Here is a 22,085-nt window from a genome sequence, read left to right as displayed (position 1 = left end):
ATATCTGCGATTCTCCTAGCGAATCGTCACTCTGTCTTCAGCATTTACGAGGATACGCAAGCGCTCACGCGTGTTCATGAAGGTTACAAGTATTCACGTCAGATGAGCGCCCGCAGCAAACCGAGCGCGAAATACAGGACGATGAAGCTCAGGTCGATGGCGATCGGCCCCAACGGTAGTGGCGGGATATAGCGCCGCAGCCACCGTAGCGGCGGCTCGGTCAGATCGTAGACCAAATCGATAATATCACCGGCGATACGCCCCGGACGCCATTGTGGGGCGAGCATGAACACCCAGTCGAGAATCATACGAATGAACAGCACGGTGATGTATGCGTCGAGCAGCAGGTTAATCACGAAGATAGCCAAATATACAAGCACAGGCCCAGCATAGCAGGAGGGCTTCGATGATTACGCGCTCATCGAAGCCCTCATATGGTGACAGGTATTGGGTTCTGTGCTACTAGTCAACGCCAGCAGGACCAGTGCCGGTAAGACCGGTGTCGGCAGGTGCCAAGCCATACTGACATCAGACTGCGTCAGACCGCGTCAATCGGCGAAGAGGTCGTGTCCGGCAGCCTTGGATTCAGGTTCCTCGACCTTGATGTTGATCTGCGCGGGGCTCAACAGAAAGACCCGCGGGGTCACGCGCTCGATGGATCCACGCACGCCGAACACCACGCCCGCCGAGAAATCGACGATACGATAGGCGATCGCTTCAGGAACCCCGGTGAGATTCAGCACAACTGGCACGCCGTCGCGAATCGCACGGCCCACGAGCTGGGCATCGTCATAGGTCTTCGGGTGAATCGTAGTGATCCGGCTGACACGTGCCGGGAACTGGCTGGCTCCACGGCTCGACGACGATGCCGACGAGCTTGCGGGCTGTGACGTTGACATCGGCGCCACCGTATGGTCGGAATCAAAGGTTGATTCCTTGTCGTCTTCCTCCTGGTCGAGCAGGTCGTCATCGTCGTCGACGACATCGGACATGCCCAGATAGGACATCGCGTTCTTCATGAACCCAGCCATCTCAGCTCCTTTTACTTACTCGTGCCTTGCGCCGTTCACCGCAGGAAATCCGGAATGTCCAAATCGCCTGGATCGTTCGACGGGACAACGCGGTGTTCGGTGGTCGCATCTCCGTCATCGCCGTACTGGCCGTAGTTGCCGTACCCGTAGTTGCCAGCAGCGGGATTCTGCTGCGGGGCGACGTAGGGAGCAGCGGCCGGGCGTTCAGGCGCCGGCGACGCTGGGTTCTGGGCACCGGCGTCGATGAGGTTCCCGCTGGCCGGCTGCGCTTGCTGCGGCTGGGCTGCGGGGGTTGCTGCCGGCTGCGCGTTTGCGGCAAGCGGCTGGGCTGCTGCCGAGGCACCAGCGTCCGCGGCTTCCTTGCCCGCTTTGTCAAATCCTGCCGCAATGACGGTGACACGCACCTCATCGCCATAGGCGTCGTCGAGGGAAAGACCCCAGATAATCTGGGCTTCGGGGTGGATGGCCTTCTTGACCAGTTCGACGGCGTTGGATGCTTCGAGCAGCTTGAGGTCGGTCGGGCCGGCGATGTTGACCAGCGCGCCTTGAGCGCCCTCGATGCTTTCTTCAAGCAGCGGCGAGCTGATGGCGATTTCCGCGGCCTGGGTGGCCCGGTCCTCGCCCCGCGCGGAGCCGATGCCAAACAGCGCGGTTCCGGCACCGCGAAGGATGGTGGTGACATCGGAGAAGTCCACATGAATGTACGGGTTGTTGGTCATCAGATCGGTGATGCCCTGCACGCCGGCGAGCAACGCGGTATCTGCGGTTCGGAACGCGTCGACAATGCCGATGGACTTGTCAGACAGCTCGAGCAGACGGTCGTTCGGAATGACGATAATCGCGTCGACTTCCTTGCGCAGGTTCTCGATGCCCAGTTCGGCAGAGGCTTCACGACGCGGCCCTTCGAAGCTGAACGGCTTGGTGACTACGGCGATGGTCAGTGCGCCCTGCTGTTTTGCGGCGCGCGCGACAATCGGGCTGGCGCCGGTACCGGTGCCGCCGCCCTCGCCACAGGTCACGAAGACCATATCAGAGCCTTTCAAGGCCTCCTCGATATCAGATTGATGGTCCTGTGCGGCCTTTGCACCCTTCTCCGGGTCCGCACCAGCGCCAAGCCCACGGCTGGTGGCATCGTTGAGCGCGATCTTGATGTCGGCGTCCGAGCGCATCAGATCTTTCGCATCAGTGTTGATGGCCACGAATTCAACGTTTTGCAGACCTTCGACGATCATGCGGTTGACAGCATTGCCACCGGCTCCGCCGACCCCCACGACCTTGATGTTGGTCTTGTCGTTGAAATTGTCTGTCTGGGCAATCTCGCTCACCATTGTCTCCTGTCACTTACGGTTATGCTCAACTGTAGCGCAAAACCAGTAACACATACGTTATTTCTTGGTATGTACCGCGATTTTTTCACGTGTCGCGGAGCAGCCAAGGGTTCTGTCAATAGCTTACGTCCATCGGATCGTCGCCGAACAGCGTTTCTCGTTGTTCGTGTGTAGTGGTCCTGGACTCAAGCCATCCATACGGCAGGTGTACCTTTTTCGCGTATCGCACACGCCCGCGCGGTTTGTCGATGATTCGCTGCGGGTACGGGGCTTGTGGATCGAGCGTATCCATGACACGCTTGACATCCGCAATATTTTCACATTCCATGAAGGCTTTACGCGTCGTGCCTCCGACCGGGAATCCTTTGAGATACCAAGCGATATGCTTCCGCAGATCATGCACCGCCATGCGTTCGTCACCGTCGTAGAACTCGGTGAGCAACCCGGCGTGACGAAGAATCACCGCGCATACTTGGCCCAGATTCGGGTTCGTTCTCTCATCGCTGCCTTCGAAGGCGTGTTTGATATCGGCGAACAGCCACGGCCTGCCCTGGCATCCCCGCCCGATCGCTACACCGGCGCAACCCGTTTCACGCACCATCGCCAATGCGTCATCCGCGCCCCAGATGTCCCCGTTGCCAAACACGGGAATGTCCAGACGCTCCACCAATTCGCCGATACGGCTCCAGTCGGAATGGCCGCCATAATATTCGGCGGTGGTACGGGCGTGGAGGGTCACGGCGGCACAACCCTCCTCCTGGGCGATATGCCCAGCTTCGAGGAAGGTCTCGTGCTCGTGGTCGATACCCACGCGGATTTTCGCGGTCACGGGAATGCCCGCCGGCCCGCACACGGACACCACGCGGTGGATGACCTCAGTGAACAGGTCGGTTTTCCATGGAAGCGCAGAACCGCCACCGCGCCGGGTGACCTTGGGCACCGGACATCCGAAGTTGAGGTCGACATGGTCGGCCATATTGTTGTCGACGACGATGCGCGCCGCCTGTTCGACGATGGATGGATCGACCCCATACAATTGCAGGGAGCGGATTTTCTCGCTCGGTGCGAAACGGCACAGGCGCAAAGCCTTGGGATTGCGGGCCACGAGTGCGCGGGCGGTAATCATTTCGGCGACATACAAGCCGTCTGGCCCGTATTCTTCGCAGATCACGCGGAACGGCCAATTGGTCACGCCTGCCATCGGGGACAGCATGACCGGCGTCGGCACATGGATGTGCCCCAGATCCACGGGATGAATCTGCACCGGACCGGCGGTCGCCGTGGAACGGGGATCTTCGCCGAGTCTGGAATCGCCACGCTCGTCGATAATGTCCTCGTCGTGCTTACTCATACCCTTGGATTCCTTTCCCGTAAGCGCTTACTTCCCATCCCGGCGCACCCGCCAACCGATTGTGCGGGTGTACTCCTCCACCGCACACACTCACAAACTGGTTACGCTGAGAGGCTTCCCAGCGTAACCAGTTTGTAGAAAGATGACGCGCGCGTTAGCGATATCAGTACAGGCCGCCAGCTTCGGCGATCTTCACCGGTTGGGTCTCGTCGATGCCGCTTTCCTTAGAAACGTCCACGCCGCCGTCAGCAGCCTTCACGCCAGTCACACTGGCCGGGCCTTCTGGATAGCGCACGCGCTTCTCGCTGACGCGGTCGGCCACATAATCGGCGACCTTGTCAAGGCTGACACGCTCCTGCTGCATGGTGTCGCGCTCACGAATCGTGACCGCGTTGTCGTCAAGCGTGTCAAAATCGACGGTGACGCACAGCGGGGTGCCGATTTCGTCCTCACGACGGTAACGACGGCCGATGGCGCCCGCCTCGTCGTAGTCAATCATCCACTCGTGCTGACGCAGGTCGGCGGCGAGGTTGTGAGCAATGGTCTGCAACTGCGGCTTCTTGCTCAGCGGCAGCACCGCGGCCTTGACCGGGGCCAGACGCGGGTCAAGACGTAGCACCGTGCGCTTGTCCACGCCACCCTTGGTGTTCGGAGCCTCGTCCACGTCGTACGCGTCCACGAGGAAGGCCATCAGGGAACGGGTCAGGCCGGCGGCCGGTTCAATCACGTACGGCACGTACTTCTCACCGGTGGCCTGGTTGAAGTAGCTCAGGTCCTCGCCGGAATGCTTCGCATGGGCGGACAGATCGAAGTCCGTACGGTTCGCGATGCCTTCCAGCTCGCCCCAATCGGAACCCTGGAAGCCGAACTTGTATTCAATATCGACCGTGCGCTTCGAATAGTGCGCGAGCTTCTCCTTCGGATGCTCGTAATGGCGCAGGTTCGCCGGGTTGATGCCCAAATCAAGGTACCAGCGGGTGCGGGTATCAATCCAGTACTGATGCCAATCCTCATCAGTGCCGGGCTCGACGAAGAACTCCATCTCCATCTGCTCGAACTCACGGGTGCGGAAGATGAAGTTGCCGGGCGTAATCTCGTTGCGGAACGACTTGCCCATATTCGCAATGCCGAACGGAGGCTTGGAACGGCTCGCCATCATGACGTTCTTGAAGTCCACGAAAATACCCTGCGCGGTTTCCGGGCGCAGATAGTGCAGCGAATTCTCGTCCTCGACTGGGCCGAGATGAGTGCGCAGCATCATGTTGAAATCACGCGGTTCAGTCCACTTGCCGCGCACGCCGCAATCCGGGCAGACGATATCGGCAAGGCCGTTCTCCGGCATCTTGTCGCCATGCTTTTCTGCATAGGATTCCTGCAGCTTGTCGGCACGCTGGCGCTTATGGCAATTGAGGCACTCGATAAGCGGATCATTGAACACGGACACGTGGCCGGAAGCGACCCACACCTCCGGCGGCAGGATGATCGAGGTATCCACGCCGACGACATCGCCACGGGTGACGACCATGGAGCGCCACCATTCGCGCTTGATATTATCTTTCAGCGCGACGCCAAGGGGGCCGTAATCCCATGCGGAACGGGTGCCGCCGTAAATCTCGCCCGCGGGGAACACGAACCCGCGACGCTTGGCGAGGGAGACGACTTCATCGAGTTTAGAACTAGCCACAATGCACCTTCTGGTTTGACGGTTTTGGGACGTATGACGGAACCCAAGCTTACCGATACGTTCTGACACGAAGCCGGTGCCGGGTGCCGTGTGAGGATTGGCTCACATACCGCCCATCGGGCAGGGAACGTCCCGCCCTACTCAGGAAACAGAATGCCGGCACGCGCATGCCCCGACATACGCAACTCACCAGAGAGGAAACAGACCGCACAATCCGGAGGCCGTAATGCCGGGTTGCGCATGTCTTGGCATACGGCACACGACAGACACCAGACGTTCCAATCTACCCGGGAGTAGTAATGCCGGTTTGCGTATGCACCGACACGCGTCATACACAAGCCGGAAGACACCCTGCCCTACCCGAAATCGTAATGCCGGCACACGCATGCCCTGGCATACGCAGCTCGCCTGAGAGGAAACAGACCGCACAATCCGGAGGCCGTAATGCCGGGTTGCGCATGCCTTGACATACGGCACACGACAGACACCAGACGTTCCGATCCACCCGGAGACCGTAATGCCGGTTTGTATATGTCCGGGCATGCGCAAACCACGGAATACTGCCGGGCGCGGCTACGTTCCGGCGAGATTTGATTAACAGCGTTTGTCACGGCATACGAGATTTGTGAGGAGACCGGAACAATGGCTCAGGCACCACACGCCTACCCTCACCAGCACGCTGACGACCATGAGGTCTGACAAGGCCGCCAGCGTGTGAGAATCCGCTCACACACTCACCCCTCACCGGCACATCGACGACCAGAATCATCGACGGGACCGTCATCGTGTGAGGATTTGCTCACACGGTGACGGTCTGGAGGGTGGGTTTTGCCGGTTCGGCGCGACTCTGCCGTGGTTGTGTGAGGATTGGCTCACACAGTGCCGGCTGGGTTGATGGGATTGGCTGATTTGGAAGTGCTCGGTGGTCATTGTGTGAGGATTGGCTCGCACGGTGGCGGTTCGGGTGGTTGGGATTGCGGTGTCGGCATCACCTATGGGTGACTGTGTGAGGATTGACTCACACACCGACCTCTAACCGACTAGAAAACGACCATCACAGCTTACGACACCGCCACCATGTGAGGATTGGCTCACACACTCGCCCCGTGCCAACATGGAAACGCCTAATCGAGTCGTCAGAACCGGCACTGTGTGAGGATTGGCTCGCACACTGGCAACCGGAACTGCAAGAAACAACCATCAGGACGGATAGGACCGCCACCGTGTGATGATCCGCTCACAAGTGCGGCATCGCGTGCAGTCAGCGCGTTGCCGCAAGCCATTGGGGGCGGGATTTCAGTCACCACCAGAAATACAGCGAGGCGGGCGGGAACCCACTCAATAGGTTCCCGCCCGCATTGTTCACTGAGCAGATCAACCGTTCAAATCAACCAGACAGCCATGTTATCCAGCGGTCTTGGTTGATCACCTGCATCTGTGGCACTACACTCACAGCACCACACCCGCAACGTCGCACCCAGACCCGGCGCGTCGTGGATGCTCACGCTCGAAGTGTCACACTCGCAGCATCACACCCAAACCCGGCGCGTCGCAGATGCTCACGTGCACAGCACCACATCCGCAATGCGCAGCTCGTGGTGCCACGTCCGCAGCTCGCAGTCCGGTGCGTGCCGCGAGCAACATCACACCCGCAGCACGCACTAGCACGGCAACACCACACCAGCGTGTAGCGCGCTACGCCCGCTCCGTCACTTGGAGATAGACGAAGCCGCGTTCTGGATGGCGTCGGAGGATGCGCTGCTGTTTGAACCCGAGTCGAGGATGGCGAGAACCGAGCTGTTGATGGTCACGGTGCTTTGCGCGTCATCATCGGCGACGGAGTAGCTCACGCTTGTCGGCACCGCGATACGGCTGATTCGCTGAACCTGATCGACGAAGTTGCGCAGCGCATCGTAGCCGCCCTGTGCGGTGATGGTCACCGGTACGCCGACAATCGTCTTGGCACTGATCTGCGAGGCCGTATCTCCCGGAAGCGTCACTGATGCAGGGGTACCGAAGCTCACGCTCTGGATGGTGGTGGCTGATGCCGACGCAGCACCATCCAATGATGCGATGAACTCAGACTGGTTATAGCTGGTCGGGATTTCTCGCTGCAGCTGCGCCAGACGGTTCTTATATATCTGCGGCGTAGCGCTTGCCGTGTTGAGCAGGTCGATATCCTTCTGCAGGGCATCGTTCTGCTTGTCAATTTGCGCGGTTTCAGCTTGTGCCTGATGGACTTTATCCGTAGCCGGCATGATCACGGACGACCAAGTGACACCGAGCATGATTACGATGAGGACGATCAGGCCGATCCATATCGCCTTGTGCTTGTTGAAATTCATCGTTATCTCCTTGGTGGTGCCTTAGTTGCTTGAGCTGGACGAGCCAGAGCTTGTGCTCGAACTGTCCGCTGTTCCGGTGCCTTCTGCGGCTGCGGAGAGTTGGTCTCGCAGCGTGGTGACCATGGCACGCAGGGTCTTGGACGTACCGCCGGAGTTGTCGCTTCGCTCGGTGGTGTTGCCGTCGAGCTTCAGCGCCAGCGTTCCGGTGTACGTGTATCCGCTGTCCTGGCCGCCTGAGACGGAGCTCAGGTCTCCGGCGACGAAGCCGTTTACTCCGGAGAAGTTGTTGATGAACTGCTGTGCGGAGATGAAGTTCGGCGAGGAGACGGTGAAGCTGACTTGAATCACACCGTTGCCACCCCACACGTTGGAGTCCGAAGCGGCGCTTGTGGAGCCACCACCGAGCTGGTATTCGCTCAGCTGGAGGCTCGTGTACTTCGCGCCTTCCGGCAGCGACGCGTTGAGCTGATCGCTGACGGTCAGCCAGTTGACTTCACCGTACAGTGCCGCCACTCGCGCGACGTTGATGTCGTAGGAGGTGACAAGGACATCCTGAATGTCCTTGAATTGGGCTTTTCGTGCGGTCAGTGATGTTTGCTGAAGTCTTGCGTCATCAGTTTCGCCACGCGCGGCAACGACGAACATGTTGGCGACGAGTCCGGCGATGATGCACAGCAGGAGCACACCAACGGTGACGAAACCCATGATTTTGGCGATTGCACGGTCTTTGTTGATTGCGGCGACGGACTTCGGCAGGAGGTCAACGCTTAGGCTCCACTGGTCAGGTGGGGTGAGTTTGCCGGTCTTCTTGGACTTGCCGAGGCTGGAGAGGTCTGCGTTGAGGATGCTTCCCTTTGCCTTGTTTTCGTCTTTGTGATCGGTGTTCTTGCCTTGGCGGCGAGACGCTGACTTGTCGCCTTTGCCGCTGTGGCTGCCTTTGTTGAATGCGCTCATCGTGGCCTCTTTCCTAGTGCGAGCCCGAGGACCGCCGCATATTCGGGTCCGTGGACGTTAATGTTCTGCCGCTTGGCGTCCTCTCCAACAATGAAGTGAACAAACGGGTCGCCGATGGTGACGGTTTTGTTCGTGGAGCTGGCGAGCACGGGCGGGAAGCCCGCAAGCATGGATCCTGCGCCGACGAGGACGATATCGTCCGCGACTTGCGCGGGGTGGTCGGTGTTGTACACGTTGAGTGTGTTTCGGATACCGACAATCAGCTGCGCCGTGGTGTCGCGGATGATTTCCTCGGCTTTTTCAAGTCGCTCATCACCGACGACGTTCTGCAGGCCGATGCGGTTCTTGATTTCGAGCGCGCCTTCGAACGGGATGTCCAGCGCTTTGGCGACCGCTTGGGTGATGTCGTCTGCGCCTGACGGTACGGCTCGCAGTGCGACCGGGTGGCCTTGCGAGAGCACGATCACGTCGGTGCTGTTGGAACCGACGTTGACGACGGCGATGGCTTTCTCTCGTGACTGATCGCGGAAGACTCGCGCCAGTGAGAACGCGCTGACGTCTACGGATCGTACTGCAAAACCGGCGTTCTGAATGGCTGTCGTGGTCTTCTCTACGCCGGTTCGCAGGGTTGCTACAACCATGCCGTGGAGTACTGCGCCTTGCGCCTGTTCTTCACGGGTGAGCGGCACGAAGTCGATGATGGAGTCGTCCACGGGCAACGCGATGTAGTTCTTCACCTGGAAAGGAAGCGTGTCGCGTAGTTCGGCGAGCGGCATTTCCGGGAAGGTCATTTCCCTGTAGACGACGCGTCGGCTGGTGTACACGAGCGCGAGGTCTTTGGGGAATTTGGCGGTTTTGATCAGTCCCCTGAGCAGGCCGGTGACGGTCTGGGGGTCGACGACTTCACCGTCGACGACCGCGCCGGTTGGCAGCCCGATTGTGCGGTATTGCAGTATCTGCGGCCGTTCCGTGTAGGGATTGGCAATGACGGCCGCGCGAATCGCGTCGTTCGACAGCGACAGTGTCGTGATTGGCTTCATAGCTTCCTCCTTTTCCTTTCTCTTTTCTGTGGACTAGTTAAGCCCGCAAATCGTTAGGTACCAGTTGGCGATGGGTGCTCCGAAGTAGATGCCGAGCCATGCTCCGATGAGCATGTATGGCCCGAATGGAACTCCGCCTTTCATCTTGATGCGTTTGAGCGCCACTTGGATGAGGGCACAGACCCCTCCGACTATGAACGCAGCGAACGCTCCGACGATGAGCTGCCGTAAGCCGAGCCATCCGAGGATGAGCCCGATGATGACGGCGAGTTTGGCATCGCCAAGTCCCATGCCGTTCGGCCAGATGAAGCCGAGCAGCACATAGAATGTTGCAAGAGCTACCCCGCAGATGACGGCACGCAGGAGCGGCGTCCATGAGCCGGTCCCCCACGACGCGAGTGCAAGCAGGGCAAGGATCAGCAGCATGGACGGGTAGGTCATGATATCGAGGATCAGTTGTTCGTCGATATCTATGAAGGCGATGACGATGCTCAGCCATGCGAAGTATATGGTGACCGGCAGCAGCCATACTGGGTACAGGTGCAATGCCGGACCAATCACTGCAAGCATGGTCATAAGCCCGCCGAGGAGTTCGACGAGCGGGTACCGTCCGGAGATCGGCTGATGACAGTCGCGGCATTTGCCTCGCAACACCAGGTACGAGATGACGGGAATGTTGTCATGCCAGCGTATTGGGGACTTGCAGTTTGGGCAGAAACTCCGTTTCGGGTTGACCAAACTGATGCCGTTCGGCACACGCCAGATGACCACGTTGAGGAACGAACCGATAAAGCACCCGATGACGAACGCGACGGCGGCAAGCACCACGGTTGTGATACCGTCGCCGTACGCGCTCGTATCCAGATGCGGGACACCATAGCCGACCAGAACATCACTAGCGGCAAGGATGGAGGAAGTCAACACAGCCTATCACCACTTCCAGTTCGCAGCGTCCACGTACTTGCTTGATGCGTAGCTGATGGAGGATTTAATCAATTTCTTGTATGTGGCTGCACCACTACCGCCTGTACCGCCACCACCGTCTGGCCTCACACCATTCCACTGTTGTGGATACGAGACTTCACCAAGCACATTGGTAGTGTGATTGGTACATTTCTGCAATACGACTTTCGGCGAATACAACTGAGCATTATAGAAATAAAAATTCGCATTGCTGGCATAATCAGCACCAGTCAAGCCGTTCGTCATCTCTGTCAGGCACAGCGAATTTGTCGTATCATTGTCCTTGCCATCGTAGCTTGATGCGAGAACGAATTTGTAATTGTACACTGAATTCGGCCCCACATACTCAAACCGATAGAACGAACTGTTGTTACTGGCACTCGCAGTCGGACAATCTCCATTCTTTTTTTGCAGCAAGCTACCAGCTGTATTACCAGCAGCGTAGAAGCAACGATAACTGATAGTAGCTGTTGCTGCACCGTAATTTCGATCTCCCGACTGTCCCCATGTCATGCGAAGCGTGGTAAGTTTCTTCCCGTTGATTCCATTAGTTCCTCTATCGTAGATGATGTTATCGATTTTCGATTGCACACCGTTACTCGTGACTGGGCAGGGATACTGCCAAGAAGCACCTGTGCTCATATCTTGCCCATACATCAACGTAGAATAGCAGTACGAATAGCTTGGGGCAGCATTGACAAAGCACTGTTTCGTAACAGCCGTATCACCACCGTTATTGCCGGCAAACATGCATGCACCTGAATCAGAGACAATCTGGTTTGTGTTCCAACCGGCTTCGCCACCTGCACCCAGACTTTCAGCATATGTTTTGATATTGGCAGCACTGGTATGCCCATTATCTGCGAACTGATCAGTCCATTGTGTGGAAATCAGGAAACACGAATCCCCGCCTGTTGCATCAGACCCGTATTGCTTACTGCTCACATTCGCATCACATTGTCCCCATTTTGCACTTGCGCTACTATTTGCATTCGCAATACGCTGGGCATACATGGTTTGGAACATGGTATGGTCATATTCACCGCCGTTGCTATGCATGTCACCCCTCGAGTAATAGAGGGTGTTTTCATCAGCTGTGCCCTTTTTGCCAAAATTCACATACCCGGCGTTCACAAACCCAAGGAAGAATCCCCATTTTTGATATTTATTCAACAAACTATTAGGATCATTAAGTTCTGCCTCAGTATCATAGCCTTGCCCACCTGGTTGCCAAGTGGCTCCCGTGCCAGGATCCACCTTGCCATCGGATACTGCGGGCGAATAGGAATTACCGCAAGTTGTAAGCCGAATTGCTCCATCTTGGGCCTTGCCTCCATGCAACGTCCGATGCGAAACATCAAGACCAGTCATGCAGAGATTCGTACCCTTAAGACCAATACTATCGTCCTTACCATATATCCACTGGTTCAAATGGCTATATTTACCATGTTTCTTGCAATAGTCTGAATACTGAAGTGTTTTATCCCCGGTTTGCACCGCCTTTCGGAAGAGCCGTACCGCCGAGTTGACTACAGCGCTTTTAGTTGGATCGATATTACCCTCAGAATCAGTCGTGGCTACGAAACAAAGCGAGTTACGAGGATCAGGGACCAATTTTTCATATCCCTTCCACCAATTTGTGTTTCCATGGCTCTCGTCAATACTGTCAATGGCTGTAAGAGTATCCAAATCTCCATTGGAATCGGTCGTTGTACTCTCAACCAAAATCCAAGGTGCGCTGCCGTCCTCCATAGGCATATTGCGCATAGGCGAGCCGTCGCCACCGCCGCCACCGCCGCCAGCCTCCTGAGACTGCCCGAACTGGTACTTCGCGGCGGCGGTCCGCACCGGGTCAGTCTCGGTACCGGAAGTACGGCCATCCGGGTAACGGTTGACATAGCCGTACGACACCACCACGGCATACTTTACGCTCGAAAGCTTGGTCGCATCAATAACCATCTTGCCGCCGGCATCAGGATCATCGGCATAATAGCCAATCTGGATACGGTACGACAGCTTCTGGTTATGAGTGGCAGATGACGTTGACACCGCAGTGGTGCCAGACGAGGTGTCATCAACAGGGACGTAGTTCAGTGCCACTACATTCACCGTTCCAGTGGTTGAACCACTGGTCGTGGCTGTCTCCATGGCATAGGTTTCATCAAGACTCGGCTTGCTCGGATCGGCAGCCGTAGCAGGCATCAGTTTGCTGTAGTTGCCGGTCTCATAGTAGCTTTCAGCCGTGCGCAGGAAGCTCAGACCTGCTTGCAAACCTGCTTCGGCGGCGACCTTGCCCTGGGCGTTGCGCGCATTGTTGCGATACGGCAACGCTTGTGACAGCAAAATGCCGAGCAGCAATGTCGACGTGAGCAATACGACGAGTATGAACATGAGCGCCATGACCATAGCGACGCCCGATTCCCTGTTCTTGTAGCGTGCACGCAGCCGCGTACCCACCGCGCGATCAAGACGACGCCACAACACTGACTCTTTCATGACAACCTCTTCGCTGTTTCCTATGCCGTGATTTCCACCTAAGGAGCGCTTTCGCGACCGTGATCACATCTTGTCAATCGCGTTGAACATGTCGAACATTGGCATGTACAGTGCGATGACCATGAAGCCTACGATGATACCGAGAACAAGAATCATGATTGGTTCGAGCAGCGAAGTCAGCTGCTTGGCGATTGACTGAGCTTCCTCGTCGTACGCGCGACCCGCATTGTCAAGCATCTGGTCGACAGCACCGGAATCCTCACCAATGGCAACCATTTGCACCATCATGTTCGGGAACACCGGTTCCATCGCCATCGAATCAGCCAGACGGCGACCTTTCTGAATCTCCGTGCTCACAGTACGGGTTGCGTTCTCAATCGTGTAATTGCCTGATGTCGAACCGACAATGTCCAGTGCATCCGTAATCGGAACGCCTGCATGCAGCATGGACGAGAAGTTGCGGCAGAACCGCGCCAACGCCACGTTCGTGTTCAACTTGCCGAACACCGGTGCCTTCAGCTGGAACGGCTCCCACCAACGGCGGATGAACACTTCCTTGCGGTTGCGACGCCACCAGACCGCGAACACGACGATTGCGATGACCAGAACCGGAATCGCGATAGGCGCCGCCTGGCCCATAGCCACCAGCACCTTAGTGACGGCAGGCAGTTCAGCTCCCATGGAATCGTACATGTTCTTGAAGGTCGGCACAATGGTCAGGAGCATGACGCCCACAAGCAGCAAGGCGATGCACAACACCACAATCGGGTATGCCATAGCAGACTTGATCTGCTGCTGCAGACGCACATCCGCTTCGAAGCTCGAGGCGATGGTGTTCAATGCGCCATCAAGGAAGCCGCCCGTTTCACCAGCACGAACCATGTAAATCATGATAGCCGGGAACACGTCACTCTGTTCCTGCATGGAATCAGAGAACGACTTTCCGCCTTCGATATCCGTCAGGCAATGGCGGAGCGAATCACGAAGCTTCTGGTTCGGTGTCTGGTCGACCACGATGCCCAATGCACGAGTCAACGACACACCAGCGGTGACCATCGTCGCCAGCTGACGCGACATGACCGCGAAATCTTTCTTGGACGGGTACTTGGTAAAGCCAAGGCCGATTTCCATGTTCAGACCCTTGGCCTCCGCAGTGTTCACCACTTCTGTGGGGATGATGCCGAGCTTCGTGATGCGGGCTATCGCTTGATCTTGCGTCGCCGCCTCGACCGTGCCCTGTTGCCTGCGCGTGCCATCCGTCGTTACGCCCTTGTACCGCCAGACTGCGGTCTTACTTGCTTGACCCTGTGGCATGTTTACCCTGTCTGTTGTGTTTCTCGTGTTCACGCCCTGATGGGCGTCTCCTCCGTACTCTCTCTACCCGCCGGATTGCACCCGGATTATGCATGAAAGTAGCCGAAGCACCACAGAGGAGCACGATGCTTGGTTACGGTTGTTTCCGTGGCGCCCGTAGACACCACGGACAAGCAGTGCACCCCCTCATGCGCGGAATGCACTGCCGGGTTGAGTGATTCATTCAACCGGTAATGCGCCGATTCTTACAACGGTTCAGCGCGTTCTGAACACTCTTCATAATCTCTCCTTCGAACTCAGGTCCTTCGGTTTTCCGCGCCCCCGTCTTCGGGGGATCGAATACCCCCTATTGTAAACGATTGCAATGACAATGACGACAACAAGCGCCCGTTAACCGTCTGCGGAACGGGAAATCTTCACAAATCGCAATCACCACGCTATACATTCATGCCGACGACACGTGATGTCCGTCATTACTTACGTGATGGGGCGGCATGTTCGTTCCAACATGTCGCCCCATCATGCGGCGCTGCCCTCATCATTCCACGTTAAACGATTGAGGCATCATCACCAATTCAATGAGACATTCAGACAATCCTTGCAAACGCTGTCAGAAAATCCTGATGCGTTGAGACTCATACTCAGTATTGAATATGCATCACCGGCATGCTTCGTACGTAATCGCAGCGCCACCTGAAGGATCAGCAGCAGAAGAGTTCCTCGAGCTGAATGTCACCTGAGTGTTCGAGGTGACCAGTTTGCTACCTGAGTACTGGCCGACCACCGGCGAGAACTGCAAGGTATCCGTAGACTTGACCGTCAGCAAATCAGCTTTGCTCAGTCCGCTTGCAGTCGGCGCATTGGTAATCGAATTCAACAACGCATGTTTCGCCGAATACGTACCGTGCGCACCAGTACTGTCCACATCAGCCGTCTGATAGTACAACGTGCCCGTATCTTGCAAATTGCCGCTCGACCAAGTCGCCGGCTTGTAATACAGCATGATGCACTGGCCGACACTGGCACTGGCCACGCCGGAGTCATTGCCCGAAGACGGCGCCGAATAAATCAGCACCGTGTTCTTATCGGTGGTTCCGCTCGAGCCACCGGTTGTCGCGTACCCAATCGAATTGGAATACGAGATAAACCGTTCCATTCGCTGAGTGGCCATCATGACATTGGACGCAGATTGTGCACGCACCGCAGTCGAACTGGTGGACCTCAGATACTGCATCACACTGGCAGTGAATACCGAGGAGAACAGCAGGAAGATGCCAAGCGCCACCATCAGTTCAGTCAAAGAAACGCCGCGCTGGCCTTCTGCACTCCTCCGTTTGTGCCACCAAGAGGAAATCGCTCCGGCAAATCCCCCGGACACCGCACCTTGACTCTGACGATTGCGGCGTGCGTATGATACCTGACCCGACTGTTCAATGCCGTTCATACCGTTATCCATCTGGTTCACCGCCTCACTTGGTCTTCAAGGTGTCGTCGTTGCTGCCGTCGAAAATGGTAGCCGTGCTGTACCAGCAGGTCTTGCCTTGATGCTGGCTGTCAGGCCAAGTGACCAACACCACCACACGAACCATCGGCGAGTATGTCTGGCTTGCAGCCGTGCCGGTGTTGAACGGGCCGGTCGGAAACTTCGTGGGATCGGTGATCGAAGCGGCTTCAACGGCGGTATTGCCTTTGCCAACATACTTGAACGATCCAACTGCGCCAGCTGTCGTTACCAAGCCTTGCTTTGACGCAGACAAGCAGGAAGCCTGCGTAGACAGGCGGTAGCACTTGCCGACAACCGTATACACCGTATACTTGGTGCCTTTGCCCTGCTGATCGGTCGTCTCGACCTTGGCTTGAATGGCAGTAGCGCTAGGAGTATCAGACCATCCCAAATCAATCGTGTCGGCAGCGTTTTCAATGACATTCAAATCGGAAGCCGTTTTGAGCGCCTCTTGAGCCTGAGATTTTGCCATGCCCGAAGTCAGCGTGGAGAAAATCGTATTGCCATCCTTTCCCTTCACGCTTTCCTGCACTTGCTCCATGCCGGATTCAGCCAGCCCGACTGCGATGGAACGCTGCTGATGCGCATACGAGGAATGGACGGCGGTAATGGCGAATTGTGCCGCCGCAAGTCCGACGAGCGTCAGCATGCCGATTGCCACAATGACTTCGACCATGGTGAAGCCCCGCTGCATACGTTTACGCAGCGACTGCCTCCCACCCTTCATATGACCCACGGTGTCTCTCCTCTCTTACGCCAGATATGAGCCTTGGCTGACGTGGCCGTTTGCTTTTTGAATATGACCTTTGGCGGCGCTCACAACAGGCACTCCACCAGATGTCGCCCGCAATCTCAACGACTGCGGGCGGCGACAGGTTCACGGCTTATGCGGATGCCAGTCCAGCGATCCGGTAGTGCTCTGGTAGGTGTATTCGAACCCACCCAGGTTCTCGTTACCACCGTTGATGGTGTATGAGGTACCGCCGTTGGATGAGGAATACGTAATGTCTACTTTGATGGTGTTGCCTTTGGACACCGTGATGGCATTGCCTCCGATGGTGCCACCAGCTTGGGTGAACGTGCATTCCGATTCATCGCACTTTTGCGAGGAATCGTTGCTTTTCATTGTGATTTTTTCACTGTCTTTGGTCTTGGTCATAGCGGTAGCGATGGTCACCTGAGCGTTATGCACATCGCTCTGCACCGATGAACGCCACGCCGACTTACGCTGATTCAGATAAATAGGAACCGCCACACCAGCAAGAATGCCGATAATGATGACAACAACCAAGAGCTCAACCAAGCTGAACCCCTGCTCACTGCGGGCCTTACGCATTGCCTCTCTCATGGTTACTACCTCCGCAACACCACAGTCGCTTACTCACCGAGGGCGCGCGTACACCTGCCACCATGAATGCCGGGCGTAAGTCATGTTCCAACAATGGGACTTGACATATACGTGCCTGTCGGATATCGACATTTTATCACTTTGTGTGACATATATCATGTAGCCATGAAAATATGTGCAATGAGAATGGATTAAACGTTTCATAGCATGTCGCTCACGGCATGCTAGCACGATTGGACCGCATTCCACATACGGCGACAGCCTGACTTGGCGTGACAATACGGCAGATATACAACACGGTAAGCAAACGTTCTCATTTCAAGGTATAGTTAGCGTTATATGGGCGCGCACAACCGAAGCCGGAAAAACGCGCCGAGCGCCACGGACCAAGGACGGAGGGTTTACATTATGGGCGAGGATACCAACTCGAGAGGGCTATTCTTCCGCAAGAGGCCAAAGGAAGATGAGCAACAGAGCGCACCGCAGACTCCCCACATGGATCCGACCACAACGTATGACACCTCGATGGTATTCAAGCCGAATGCCCCCAAGCATGCGGCTACCAACAGCGGCTTCGATCCGACCACAGCGCCATCCATGACAGGCGACTTCATGGCGGACGAAAAGGCAGAACGCGCTTTCGCCATGGAACTCGCGCAAAGCATGAGCCTGCCGTTCGTCGACCTCAACGAATACCAAGTCGACCGCAGCGTCATTGACAAAGTGCCCGCCGAGATGTGCCGCGCCGAAAAGCTGCTGCCGATCTCCATCATCAACGGCCGCCTCGCCCTCGCCATGGCCAACCCGCGCGACCTGTCCGCAGTCGACGGCGTATCCGCGACCACCGGCATGACCGTGCTGCCCATGGTCGCCATGCCTTCGCAAATGGAAACCGCGCTCAACCGTTACCTGCGCGCCAACGACGAGCTCAACGAAATCTCCCACGAAATCGCCGCGACCGCGAAGAAAGAAATCAACCTCGAATCCGACGATGAAGAAGACTCCTCCCCCGTCGCCCGATTCGTCAACCTGCTGATCAACCAGGCCATCGACGATAACGTCTCCGATATCCACATCGAACCACAGGAAGACGGGCTCGAAGTACGGTACCGTATCGACGGCGTGCTGCACGTATTCCAACGCGCACCAAAAGCCATGATCCAAGGCGTCATCAGCCGTATCAAGGTTATGGCCGACCTCGACATCGGCGAACGCCGTCGCCCGCAAGACGGCCGTATTACCGTCCGGCACGGCGGCAAGAGCGTTGATCTTCGTGTCGCCACCCTGCCGACCGTGTGGGGTGAAACCGTTGTCATGCGTATTCTGTCAACTCCGGCAGGCAACCTCAAAGTCGAAGACCTCAACTTCTCAGAACGCAACCTCAAGGTCTTTCAGAAGGCCTACCAACGCCCATACGGTATGGTGCTTGTCACCGGACCTACTGGATCTGGTAAGTCCACCACCCTGTACGCGACGCTGGGTGACGTGGCACGGCCGGAAATCAACATCATCACCGTTGAAGACCCGGTCGAATTCCGTATGAAAGGCATCAATCAGGTACAAGTCAACGTCAAAGCCGGCCTGACCTTCGCGGCGGCGCTGCGTTCCATCCTGCGAGCCGACCCTGACGTCGTGCTCATCGGCGAGATTCGAGACCAAGAGACAGCGACCATCGCCATCGAAGCGTCGCTGACCGGCCACTTGGTGCTTTCCACCCTGCACACCAACGACGCACCGAGCGCGGTCACCCGACTCACCGAGATGGGCGTCGAGCCCTTCCTCATCAGCTCCTCGCTCGCAGCCGTGATGGCACAGCGACTGGCACGCCGACTGTGCAAACGTTGCGCACGGAAAGACAAGGCCACCGTCGCCGAGCTCAAAATGCTTGGCGTACCGTATCAGGAGGGCGACGAGCTGCCCGATGTGTGGCGCCCTGTCGGCTGCCAGGAATGCTCCAATACCGGGTACAAGGGCCGAGTCGCCATCCAGCAAGTCATGGGCGTGGACGAAAAGATGGAAAGCCTGATCGCCAAAGGCGCGACCAGCCTCGAAATCGAAAAAGCCGCGACCGAAGCCGGCATGACCAGCCTGCGTGAAGACGGATGGCAGAAAGCACTTGCCGGAGTCACCTCAGTCGAAGAGGTCCTGCGAGTCACCGTCTGATTGACGAATACCCCTAAGCTTTCGCACAACACCGTCCGGTGCGCACGGGCTACAAGCACACCAGAAGAGAAGAGACACGAGGACACAGTATGACAGACGATATACAGCAGCAGGAGGTCGGATCAGGCGGATCCACCGGTCAGACAGGCGGTGCCGTCGACTCCCCTGCCAGCACCGGCGCGGACGGATCCGCCGCTCTGGCCTTGCAAGAACAGACGCAGACGGCAATGTCAGACGAGTCGGCTAGCGAATCAGGGAATACTACGGATAGCGCCAATACGCACGGCGGATCAGCAGAGGCTGAAGCTGACGAATCGAAAGCGAACACGGAATCTGAACCCACGGATTCGGATTCCGTCGATGACGCCGCTGAAGAAATCCTGGAGGAAGGCGCATCACGCAGCAACTCCTACCTCAGCGGGCTCAAAGGTGTCACCATCCCCAACACCACGCCGTTCTACTCGGACAAAGTGCAGCGCGGGCGTCACTTCTCCGACAAGACCGCCATTCGTGCAGATGATCCCAACCTCGATGACGGTATGAAGAAGATTTTCGCCATGCTTGACGAAAACGCTTCAGCATACTACGAAAAGCAGGACGCCCAGAAGCCCAAACTGTTCCCCGAATCATCCTACGAAGCGAAGCCGGAGGAAACCCTGCCCTCCGACAGTTCACTGGCAGAACTGGCGCAGCAATCAGCTCGAATCAATAGCCGGGACGACGTGCAAATCGAAGCATCGCTCGGCCTGAAACCAGGTGATCTGGAAAACTTCGACGACTTCGACGACTTCGACGACGAACGCAAGAAAACGTATGCGACACTCACCGGTACGCTTGCGCCCATCAGCGCTCCGATCCTCAGCGAAGGGCAGGACGCGATAGTCGCGGAAGCCGGCGAGAACAGCAGTGATGCAGGCGAAACCGGCAATGTCAACGCGGACGGTAATGCAAAAGCGGACAGTAATGCAAACGTTGGCAATCCTGCCGATAATGCAACTGCTACCGGTACTACCGACGCAGCTGGTGCGGCTGGTACGGCTACTGCGGCCAGTGCAGCTGAGGGTACGTCTGAACCCGTTGCCGCTGACACCGGCGTCGCAGCAGATGATGCCAGCGATGCCGACAAGGCTGCGGCTGCCGCGGGCAAGGCACCCGAGCCAGCCGCGCAAGTCGGGCAACAAGCCAATCAGCCCGCCGCCGAATCTGGGCAAACGAGCACGCGCGAGCATGCTGCACAAGCTCAGTCAACCGCACCATCAACGCAAGCCGCACAACAACAAGTCAACACACCAACCACCACCACTTCCAACGAATCGCACACCATGAACGAACAGCAATCAGCAACTCAAACCCAAACACCTACTCAAACGCCGGCAGCCGAACAGATGCAAGCCCTGCAAGCGCAATACCTCGCCCAACAGCAAGCAGCACAAGCCCGTCAGCAGCAGTACGCCGCGTACCAGCAAGCCATGCTCCAGCAGATGCAAGCACAGCAACAGGCTTCACAAGCGCAAGCGCAAAACCAGCAAGCCGCAGCGACAACCACCATCAGCTCCGCACAAATGCAGGCCTACCAGCAGCGCATGCAAGCGCAAGCGATCCAAGCGCAGCAGATGCGTCAGGCACAATCAGCACAAGCCGCGCAAACGGGAGCCCAGCAGGCTGTACAGGGTAATGTCTCTTACCAGCAGGTCAATCTGCAGGCGCCGACCTTCGTCGTGCCGCCGAGCGGTGACAGCGGAAAAGACAACGCGGTTCTCAAGAAGCGCCGTGAAAAGGCACAGCTGGTCGTGCAAACCATGTTCCGCGAGCATCCTGATGCCGACACCGAATTCATCAACGCAGTGTACCGTCTCGTAGAACTCAACGCGTCCGATCTTCATCTGGTGGTCGGTGACAACCCCATGCTGCGAGTCGATGGGCGACTCATGCCAGTGCCGGAAAGCCAAGTCTGGGATAAGGAGCGGACGTTGGCTGCGGTGCAGGTGATGACGACGGATGAGGAGTTGCAGCGGTTCGAGCAGGAGCTCGAGTTGGATGTGTCGTTCGCGATCGGGGATCTGGTCAGGTTCCGTGTGAACGTGTACCAGGATCGTAACGGCGTGTGCGCGGCGTTGCGTACGATCCCGTTGGAGATCAAGACGGTCACCCAGTTGGGCCTGGACCAGAGGATCGCGGACCTGGCGCTCCTGCCGCGCGGCCTGGTGCTGGTGTGCGGCCCGACGGGTTCGGGCAAGTCGACCACGCTGGCCGCGATCGTGGACAAGGCGAACGCGGAGCGGCACGACCATATCATCACGATCGAGGACCCGATCGAGTTCGTGCACCGGCACAAGAACTGCGTGGTCAGCCAGCGTGAGGTCGGCACGGACACGTTGAGTTTCGCGGAGGCGCTCAAGCACGCGTTGCGTGAGGACCCGGACATCATCATGGTGGGCGAGTTGCGTGATCTGGAGACGATCAGCACGGCGTTGACGGCCGTGGAGACCGGCCACTTGGTGTTCGCGACCCTGCACACGCAGGACGCGGGCTCGACGGTGGACCGTCTGATCGACGTGTACCCG

Annotated in this window: 16 protein-coding genes; 2 read left to right on the top strand and 14 right to left on the bottom strand. The window is 57.4% G+C overall.

Features of this window, described 5'->3' with window-relative positions; all coding sequences use genetic code 11:
- Positions 1-98: 98 nt before the first annotated feature.
- The 14 genes from CQR48_RS02870 to CQR48_RS02805 form a co-directional block, all read right to left on the bottom strand.
- The gene (locus CQR48_RS02870; protein ID WP_015450108.1) at positions 99-380 is read right to left on the bottom strand and encodes a YggT family protein; all 282 of its coding nucleotides are present in this window, start codon (positions 378-380) and stop codon (positions 99-101) included.
- A gap of 168 nt (positions 381-548) precedes the next feature.
- On the bottom strand, positions 549-1,031 hold the full coding sequence (locus CQR48_RS02865; RefSeq protein ID WP_015450107.1) for a cell division protein SepF: 483 nt from the start codon (positions 1,029-1,031) through the stop codon (positions 549-551).
- Between the two features lie 35 nt (positions 1,032-1,066).
- Positions 1,067-2,356: a cell division protein FtsZ gene (gene ftsZ, locus CQR48_RS02860; RefSeq protein WP_101452182.1), complete on the bottom strand. Its 1,290-nt coding sequence runs from the start codon at positions 2,354-2,356 to the stop codon at positions 1,067-1,069.
- Between the two features lie 118 nt (positions 2,357-2,474).
- Positions 2,475-3,710 carry a tRNA dihydrouridine synthase DusB gene (gene dusB / locus CQR48_RS02855; protein WP_101451956.1) on the bottom strand — a complete coding sequence of 412 codons (1,236 nt, stop codon included), beginning with the start codon at positions 3,708-3,710 and terminating at the stop codon, positions 2,475-2,477.
- A gap of 163 nt (positions 3,711-3,873) precedes the next feature.
- Positions 3,874-5,394: a glycine--tRNA ligase gene (locus CQR48_RS02850; RefSeq protein WP_015450103.1), complete on the bottom strand. Its 1,521-nt coding sequence runs from the start codon at positions 5,392-5,394 to the stop codon at positions 3,874-3,876.
- Positions 5,395-7,103: 1,709 nt separating this feature from the next.
- On the bottom strand, positions 7,104-7,739 hold the full coding sequence (gene pilO / locus CQR48_RS02845) for a type 4a pilus biogenesis protein PilO (protein WP_101451955.1): 636 nt from the start codon (positions 7,737-7,739) through the stop codon (positions 7,104-7,106).
- Between the two features lie 21 nt (positions 7,740-7,760).
- On the bottom strand, positions 7,761-8,693 hold the full coding sequence (locus CQR48_RS02840) for a hypothetical protein (RefSeq protein ID WP_101451954.1): 933 nt from the start codon (positions 8,691-8,693) through the stop codon (positions 7,761-7,763).
- Positions 8,690-9,733: a type IV pilus assembly protein PilM gene (pilM, locus tag CQR48_RS02835; protein ID WP_101451953.1), complete on the bottom strand. Its 1,044-nt coding sequence runs from the start codon at positions 9,731-9,733 to the stop codon at positions 8,690-8,692. The genes CQR48_RS02840 and pilM overlap by 4 nt, the downstream gene beginning before the upstream one ends.
- A 33-nt stretch (positions 9,734-9,766) precedes the next feature.
- A complete protein-coding gene (locus tag CQR48_RS02830) occupies positions 9,767-10,657 on the bottom strand; it encodes a prepilin peptidase (RefSeq protein WP_101451952.1) in 891 nt (296 codons plus the stop codon).
- 6 nt (positions 10,658-10,663) lie between these two features.
- A complete protein-coding gene (locus CQR48_RS02825; RefSeq protein ID WP_101451951.1) occupies positions 10,664-13,192 on the bottom strand; it encodes a hypothetical protein in 2,529 nt (842 codons plus the stop codon).
- A 63-nt stretch (positions 13,193-13,255) separates the two neighbouring features.
- On the bottom strand, positions 13,256-14,506 hold the full coding sequence (locus tag CQR48_RS02820) for a type II secretion system F family protein (RefSeq protein WP_101451950.1): 1,251 nt from the start codon (positions 14,504-14,506) through the stop codon (positions 13,256-13,258).
- A 658-nt stretch (positions 14,507-15,164) separates the two neighbouring features.
- Positions 15,165-15,950: a PilW family protein gene (locus CQR48_RS02815; RefSeq protein ID WP_180334522.1), complete on the bottom strand. Its 786-nt coding sequence runs from the start codon at positions 15,948-15,950 to the stop codon at positions 15,165-15,167.
- A 25-nt stretch (positions 15,951-15,975) separates the two neighbouring features.
- Positions 15,976-16,737 carry a prepilin-type N-terminal cleavage/methylation domain-containing protein gene (locus CQR48_RS02810; protein ID WP_101451948.1) on the bottom strand — a complete coding sequence of 254 codons (762 nt, stop codon included), beginning with the start codon at positions 16,735-16,737 and terminating at the stop codon, positions 15,976-15,978.
- 150 nt (positions 16,738-16,887) lie between these two features.
- Complete coding sequence (locus tag CQR48_RS02805) at positions 16,888-17,358, bottom strand: type II secretion system protein (protein ID WP_101451947.1); 471 nt, start codon at positions 17,356-17,358, stop codon at positions 16,888-16,890.
- A 495-nt stretch (positions 17,359-17,853) separates the two neighbouring features.
- On the opposite strand from CQR48_RS02805, the gene CQR48_RS02800 reads away from it, so the two are divergent.
- Positions 17,854-19,521, top strand: a complete 1,668-nt coding sequence (locus tag CQR48_RS02800; RefSeq protein ID WP_240932176.1) for a GspE/PulE family protein — start codon at positions 17,854-17,856, stop codon at positions 19,519-19,521.
- Positions 19,522-19,610: 89 nt separating this feature from the next.
- Positions 19,611-22,085, top strand: a 2,475-nt coding sequence (locus CQR48_RS09300) for a type IV pilus twitching motility protein PilT (RefSeq protein WP_244898918.1), incomplete at its 3' end; no start/stop codon positions are given.

Source organism: Bifidobacterium thermophilum (assembly GCF_002846655.1).
GTDB lineage: Bacteria > Actinomycetota > Actinomycetes > Actinomycetales > Bifidobacteriaceae > Bifidobacterium > Bifidobacterium thermophilum.
This window is presented reverse-complemented; position numbering and strand designations above follow the sequence as displayed.

Excerpts from the sequence above, each read along its gene's own strand:
- CQR48_RS02865 (WP_015450107.1), bottom strand. The coding sequence starts at position 1,031 with ATGGCTGGGTTCATGAAGAACGCGATGTCCTATCTGGGCATGTCCGAT.
- dusB (WP_101451956.1), bottom strand. The coding sequence starts at position 3,710 with ATGAGTAAGCACGACGAGGACATTATCGACGAGCGTGGCGATTCCAGA.
- pilO (WP_101451955.1), bottom strand. The coding sequence starts at position 7,739 with ATGAATTTCAACAAGCACAAGGCGATATGGATCGGCCTGATCGTCCTC.
- CQR48_RS02840 (WP_101451954.1), bottom strand. The coding sequence starts at position 8,693 with ATGAGCGCATTCAACAAAGGCAGCCACAGCGGCAAAGGCGACAAGTCA.
- pilM (WP_101451953.1), bottom strand. The coding sequence starts at position 9,733 with ATGAAGCCAATCACGACACTGTCGCTGTCGAACGACGCGATTCGCGCG.
- CQR48_RS02825 (WP_101451951.1), bottom strand. The coding sequence starts at position 13,192 with ATGAAAGAGTCAGTGTTGTGGCGTCGTCTTGATCGCGCGGTGGGTACG.
- CQR48_RS02820 (WP_101451950.1), bottom strand. The coding sequence starts at position 14,506 with ATGCCACAGGGTCAAGCAAGTAAGACCGCAGTCTGGCGGTACAAGGGC.
- CQR48_RS02815 (WP_180334522.1), bottom strand. The coding sequence starts at position 15,950 with ATGAACGGCATTGAACAGTCGGGTCAGGTATCATACGCACGCCGCAAT.
- CQR48_RS02810 (WP_101451948.1), bottom strand. The coding sequence starts at position 16,737 with ATGAAGGGTGGGAGGCAGTCGCTGCGTAAACGTATGCAGCGGGGCTTC.
- CQR48_RS02805 (WP_101451947.1), bottom strand. The coding sequence starts at position 17,358 with ATGAGAGAGGCAATGCGTAAGGCCCGCAGTGAGCAGGGGTTCAGCTTG.
- CQR48_RS02800 (WP_240932176.1), top strand. The coding sequence starts at position 17,854 with ATGGATCCGACCACAACGTATGACACCTCGATGGTATTCAAGCCGAAT.